This is a genomic window from Trichococcus sp., assembly GCF_049589555.1.
Taxonomy (GTDB): Bacteria; Bacillota; Bacilli; order Lactobacillales; family Aerococcaceae; genus Trichococcus.
This window is the reverse complement of record NZ_JBAWAZ010000209.1, coordinates 1-5,816: the sequence shown is the minus strand read 5'-3', so window position 1 is coordinate 5,816 and position 5,816 is coordinate 1. Positions and strand designations below refer to the sequence as shown.

Genomic DNA, 5,816 nt, shown 5'->3' with positions numbered 1-5,816 from the left:
TGCGAGATGCGCGGAATCGATTTCCGTCAATACGCCAATCGTTCAACGAAGTAACCCTTGAATTTAAATAAACAGCACGCGCCAGCGAAAGGTAGAATGATACCGATCGCTGGCGCGTTTTTTGTTTTTTTGATACGTTCAGTCAACACATTCGATATGTCTCGGCTGTTCGCAGCAACATTTCATCCGTTCACCCGACATATCCGCTTTGTTCTGTATCCGGTAACCTCATCGCCCCCCTATCAAGCGCAAACCAAAAAAAGAGGCACATCCGCAATTGGATGAGCCCCACAGAATCATTAATAATAGGCCTGAGAACTCAAAGTGCCCACACCATCAGACTGATGCCCACGATGCCGACGATGACGGAGAGAATCATATTTTTCGAATAATAAGCCACCACTGCAGTCACAAGCGACGGCAACAGTTTGGCGTTTTCCAATATATTCAAGGAAACATTGCCTTCCCAGAAAAAGATATCCGAAGCGATCAATGCCGAAAAGATGGAAACCGGCAGGAAGCTCATCCATTTCTGGAACCAGATGGGAATCCGCGCGTTCTTCAAGGCAACAATAGGGAGCCATCTGGGCAGAAAAGTCACCAAACCGCCACCCAAAATGAGCCATAATGTTTTATCATCCACGCAAAATCCCCTCCTTTTCGTCTTTCTTATTCTGAAGGTACAGCCCAAATCCGGAGGCCAGAATCGACGTCAGGACGATGGCGATGTTATGGTGCAGCAGACTCATCAACAGGACTGCTGTGATGCCGGAAAATACAGCCGTCCAGAACACGATACGGTTCTCAATCTGGGAAATGAGCAGGAAGATGAACATCGCAATGAGGATGTAATTCATCACAACCGGCGACAAAGCGATGCTCTTACCGGCCATCGCCCCGATCCCGGTGCTCAAAATCCAGGTAGCGTAGGCCGTGACATTTGCGGCAATTGCTTTCGTTGGATTCCACATGCCTTCGGTTTTGAAATACAGCGTGTTGACGGCGAACGATTCATCGGTGATCGTCTGGGCAAAGAATATGCTGAAAACCGTGCTCTTCTCGCGGATTCTGTGGGCCAGGCTGGAACTCATCAAGAGATGCCTCAGATTGATGAAAAAAATCATGATCACCATTTCCAGAAGGCCTGCCCCCGCCACAGTCATCGAAGCGATCATGAACTGCGAAGCGCCCCCGTAGATGATCAGGCTCATCAGCATGACCGCCAACCAATGATAACCGGCTTGCTGCAGCAGGACCCCGCAGGCCAACCCCATCGGAATGTAGCCGAAACAAACCGGATAGATGGCTTTCATCCCAGCCAGCCATTCTTTTTTCGACATATTGTCCCTCCTCTAATCAAAAAATCATAATATCTTCCATTTTATCATACGCTGACGGAAGAATAGGCGTGATTCTGCATATTTTCAGAAAATCGTCATTTCCTTTTACAGAATACTGCAGATGCTTTAAAATAGAAGAAATGCTCTATTTTGAAAGGGGGGACTGCTGTGTATTCCATCAGCACATTGGAAATAACGATGCGCTTGCTTGCGGCGGTATTTGTCGGTGGCATCATCGGCTATGAACGCGAAGAGAATCGTCAAGCAGCGGGTCTGCGTACGAACATCATCGTTTCCGTTTCAGCTTGCCTCATCACCTTGATTCAGCTCGAGATCGCTTTTTACAGTCTGAACTTGGCGATTGCGAATCCGGATATCGCATCCAGCATCACGGTCGACTTCACGCGCATCATCGCCCAGATCGTCAGCGGTATCGGGTTCCTCGGCGCCGGCACGATCCTCATCACCAAACGGGATACGGTCACCGGCCTGACATCGGCAGCAACGATTTGGACGGTCGCCGGTCTCGGGATTGCTGTCGGGATGGGTTATTATTTCCTATCTTTCATCGGCTGCCTGATTCTTTATGTCGTTCTGCATATCATCAAAAAACTCAGGACTTCCATCGGCGGGCTGCATGTGGAAATCCATTATCGCCACCAGGATTTGAAAAAAGCGATGGAATTGTTCCTTTCCGAGAACAACATCGAGACTTCGGACATGAAGTTTCTGATCGAGAATCCGGAGAGCGATTACCCGAAATATATCGTCATCTACGGGATCGATTTGCCGCATTACTACAAGAAAAAGGATCTGGTGAACGATCTGATGAACATGAGCAAGGACATCACGAACGTAACCTTCGACCAATAGGAAAAGCGGTACAAGCCCGTTCTGCCTCGAAAGAAATTTAGGAAATCTGGCCCTGAATGAGCATCGCAGAGCGCAATGGGTCAGATTTATCTAATTTCCGAGAGGCAGGCTTGTACCGCTAGACATCATTTTTGATGCATAAAATATTTTACAAACCTGTGGGACACCAACGGTGATGCATTTCTAATTTTGAAAAAATATATAAATTCCTTTATATGATAAAAGCATCCGAACCGCACACTATTAATCGTGTGTGGCTCGGATGCTTTTGTTTTCAATCTGTGATGATGCTGTGGATCAGCGTGATTTCTTTTCGTTCTTCCCCGATGGAATAGGCTTCCTGGATCAACTTTTCGGCCTGACCGAAATCTGCTTTGTTGGCGAACATCCTGACGATCGCTTCACCCTTTTGGACCGGATCGCCGACTTTTTTCAGGATCTTCAGTCCGGCAGCCAAATCGATCGTGCTTTCTTTCGTGGCGCGCCCTGCCCCCAGCAACATCGCAGCCACTCCGATGTCATCCGCAACGATTTCCGTCACGTACCCGGTTGCTTCGGCCAAAACTTCCTGTTGGCGCGAAGCTTGCGGCATCAATGAATAATCATCCACGACTGCCGGGTTCCCGCCTTGGGATGCTACAAAAACTTTGAATTTCTCCAACGCTTTGCCGTTGCGGAGGTTTTCAATCACAAGCGCGCGGGCTTCAGCGAGATCATGCGCTTTTCCGCCCAGATAGACCATCTGGCTTCCCAATTCGATACAGAGCGCCTCCAGGTCTTTCGGCCCGTTGCCCTTCAACGTTTCGATCGCCACTTCAACTTCTAGAGCATTTCCGACCGCCACACCCAAAGGCTGGCTCATGTCGGAAATGATCGCCATCGTTTTGCGGCCGGCCAGATTGCCGATTTTGACCATCGCATGGGCAAGTGCTCGCGCATCCTCTTCCGTCTTCATGAACGCTCCGGCTCCGATTTTCACATCGAGCACAATCGCATCCGCACCGGCTGCGATTTTTTTGCACATGATCGAACTTGCGATCAGCGGCAATGAGTTCACGGTTCCGGTCACATCCCGCAGCGCATACAATTTCTTGTCCGCCGGGCAGAGATTGCCGGATTGCCCGATGACAGCGACCTTGTTTTCATTCACGATGGACGCGAAGGTCGATTCGTCGATCTCCACATGGAAGCCGGGGATCGATTCCAGTTTATCCAGCGTTCCGCCTGTATGCCCGAGTCCGCGTCCGCTCATTTTCGCTACCGGCACGCCGCAGCTGGCGACCAATGGAGCCAAAACCAACGTCGTCGTGTCGCCGACGCCTCCGGTTGAATGTTTGTCGACTTTTATTCCTTCAATGGCGGAAAGATCGATCTGATCGCCGGACTCAGCCATGGCCATCGTCAATTCCATCCGCTCTTCATCGGTCATGTCCTGGAAAAAGACGGCCATCGCCCAGGCGCTCATCTGATAATCAGGGATCGACCCCTCCGTGTAGCCATCGATGATGAATCGTATCTCTTCTTTCGTCAATGCTTTGCCTTCTTGTTTCTTGATAATTAAATCTACCATTCTCATAGGCTTTTCCTCCATCTGAATCTGACTTTTCGAATATCAAGCACAGCGCAAAACGTTTTTGTGCATCTAAGTTGAAGCTTATCTTTTCGCTTCGATCACTTTCACGCCGTCTTTTGTACCGACCAAAACGGTATCCACACAATCCAGGAACAAACCATGTTCCACGACACCGGTCAGATGGATCAGGTCCTCGGCAAGTGCCTTCGGATCCAAAATTTCACCCAGATGCAGATCGATGATGTTGTTCTTCTCGTCAGTCAAATAATAGGCCCCGTTTGCCGTCTTACGGAATTCCGGATTGTAGCCTTTTTCATTGAATTTATTGAACAGTTGGATCGATCCGTAGCAGACAACTTCCACTGGCAGCGGGAATGCGCCCAGATGTTTCACCATTTTGCTTTCATCGACGATCCAGATGACTTTCTTGGAATTGTCGGCAACGATCTTTTCGAACAGCAACGCTCCGCCGCCGCCTTTGATCCCTTGGAAATCTTCGCTGATTTCATCGGCTCCGTCCACTGTGATGTCGATGCAAGTAACTTCATCCACACTCTTCAACGGAATCCCTAACGACTCAGCCAATTCCTTCGTTTGGATAGAAGTCGTCACCCCAGTGATCTTCAATCCTTCCTCGTTCACACGTCTACCGATTTCCTTCACAAAATAATAGGCAGTCGAGCCCGTCCCCAGACCTACTGTCATACCGTCTTTGATGTATTCTGCAGCTTTTAATCCAACCAGTTCTTTTAGTTCCATTTTCTCACGCGTTCCTTTCAGGATGATGAAGTCATTATATCATATGAAAAGGAAGCGTTACTATGCTGGAATGCCGATAATGAGAGAGCTTTTGCAATACCACATGAAAATTTCATTTTATGAATTGTTCTGCATTCCAAGCACATCCCCTTAAGGCAATTTATTTACACGCTGTTCATGCGTATCCCATTAGAATCTGCTAAAAAGCGTGTTGGCGTCCTGTCATTCCGACAGCCTTTTCGCTATAATGAAATGCAAGCTTTCACGAATCAATAAGGAAAGGGGATCGTCATGAGCCATACATTCAGAAGCATTTTCGATATCATCGGACCGGTGATGGTCGGTCCTTCCAGTTCGCATACTGCCGGGGCTTTGGCATTAGGAAAAGCGGCAGCTCAGCTCTTCGAGGTCAAGCCGAAAAAGGTCACGATCCATTACTACGAGTCTTTTGCAGATACGCATCTCGGGCACGGCACCGATTTTGCGATCCTCGGCGGCATACTTGGTTTTGCGGCGGATGATCCGATGATTCCGCAATCCCTGAAGATGGCAGAATCCCAAAAAATAGCCGTGACATTCATCGAAGAGATCGGCGACTCTCCCGTCGGCCACCCGAACACAGCCACGATGGTGTTGGAGCGGGACAAGAAAAAAATATCCGTTACGGGCAGTTCCATCGGGGGCGGCTCGATCGTTCTGAACCATGTTGCCATCGACAACTTTTCGATGCGTTTGGATGCGCATCTGCCTATCTATTTCATCCATCAGAATACGCTCCAATACCATCTTTACAGCGAAGCGGAATGGCAGAATTATTTCGCATTCAAAGGTTATCCCCTGAATGATATCCGCATTTTCAGGGAGAGCGATACCGAATGGGTCATCCTCTATCTGGATACGGTCCCCACCAAAGAAATGATCTACGAAATCAACGAGCTGCCTTTCATCGAAAAGGCGATATTGATAAGTTAGGAAAGAAGGAATACCGCTTTGTACAATAAGATTGCAGAACTGGTTACGGCCGCAGAGGAAAGCGGCAAACCGATTTCCGAATTGATGCTGCTGCAGGAAATGGCCAAGAGCCACCGGACGCGCGCGGATATTTGGGAACAGATGCGCAACAATTACCACGTCATGAAAGCCGCAGTCGAAAAAGGCTTAGCTGGCGATGGCGTATTTTCCCCCACTGGTTTGACAGGCGGCGAAGCCGTGAAACTGCGGAACTACCGCCAACGCGGCAATACCCTTTCAGGCGACGACCTGCTGATCGC

Annotated in this window: 6 protein-coding genes and 1 pseudogene; 3 read left to right on the top strand and 4 right to left on the bottom strand. The window is 49.0% G+C overall.

Translation table 11 applies throughout. The features are described 5' to 3' along the window. Window positions 1–319 precede the first annotated feature (319 nt). Entirely contained in the window at window positions 320–643 is a 324-nt protein-coding gene (locus tag WBV27_RS07995; RefSeq protein ID WP_424200984.1) for an AzlD domain-containing protein, read from the bottom strand. Continuing rightward, a complete protein-coding gene (locus WBV27_RS07990) occupies window positions 636–1,340 on the bottom strand; it encodes an AzlC family ABC transporter permease (protein ID WP_424200982.1) in 705 nt (234 codons plus the stop codon). The genes WBV27_RS07995 and WBV27_RS07990 overlap by 8 nt, the downstream gene beginning before the upstream one ends. A gap of 168 nt (window positions 1,341–1,508) precedes the next feature. Between WBV27_RS07990 and WBV27_RS07985 the strand changes: the two genes are divergently transcribed. After that, on the top strand, window positions 1,509–2,213 hold the full coding sequence (locus tag WBV27_RS07985) for an MgtC/SapB family protein (RefSeq protein WP_424200980.1): 705 nt from the start codon (window positions 1,509–1,511) through the stop codon (window positions 2,211–2,213). A gap of 274 nt (window positions 2,214–2,487) precedes the next feature. Here WBV27_RS07985 and WBV27_RS07980 read toward each other — a convergent pair whose 3' ends face one another. After that, window positions 2,488–3,789, bottom strand: coding sequence for a pyrimidine-nucleoside phosphorylase (locus WBV27_RS07980; RefSeq protein ID WP_424200978.1), 1,302 nt, complete (start codon window positions 3,787–3,789; stop codon window positions 2,488–2,490). Window positions 3,790–3,867: 78 nt separating this feature from the next. Continuing rightward, a complete protein-coding gene (gene rpiA, locus WBV27_RS07975; protein WP_424200976.1) occupies window positions 3,868–4,545 on the bottom strand; it encodes a ribose-5-phosphate isomerase RpiA in 678 nt (225 codons plus the stop codon). Window positions 4,546–4,836: 291 nt separating this feature from the next. On the opposite strand from rpiA, the gene WBV27_RS07970 reads away from it, so the two are divergent. Together WBV27_RS07970 and WBV27_RS07965 are read left to right on the top strand one after the other, a co-directional pair. Next, complete coding sequence (locus WBV27_RS07970) at window positions 4,837–5,517, top strand: serine dehydratase beta chain (RefSeq protein ID WP_086627190.1); 681 nt, start codon at window positions 4,837–4,839, stop codon at window positions 5,515–5,517. 18 nt (window positions 5,518–5,535) lie between these two features. Beyond that, a pseudogene (locus WBV27_RS07965) lies at window positions 5,536–5,816 on the top strand (L-serine ammonia-lyase, iron-sulfur-dependent, subunit alpha); the annotation flags it as partial.

Coding starts and splice junctions, on each gene's coding strand:
- WBV27_RS07990 (WP_424200982.1), bottom strand. CDS start 1,340: ATGTCGAAAAAAGAATGGCTGGCTGGGATGAAAGCCATCTATCCGGTT.
- WBV27_RS07980 (WP_424200978.1), bottom strand. CDS start 3,789: ATGAGAATGGTAGATTTAATTATCAAGAAACAAGAAGGCAAAGCATTG.
- rpiA (WP_424200976.1), bottom strand. CDS start 4,545: ATGGAACTAAAAGAACTGGTTGGATTAAAAGCTGCAGAATACATCAAA.
- WBV27_RS07970 (WP_086627190.1), top strand. CDS start 4,837: ATGAGCCATACATTCAGAAGCATTTTCGATATCATCGGACCGGTGATG.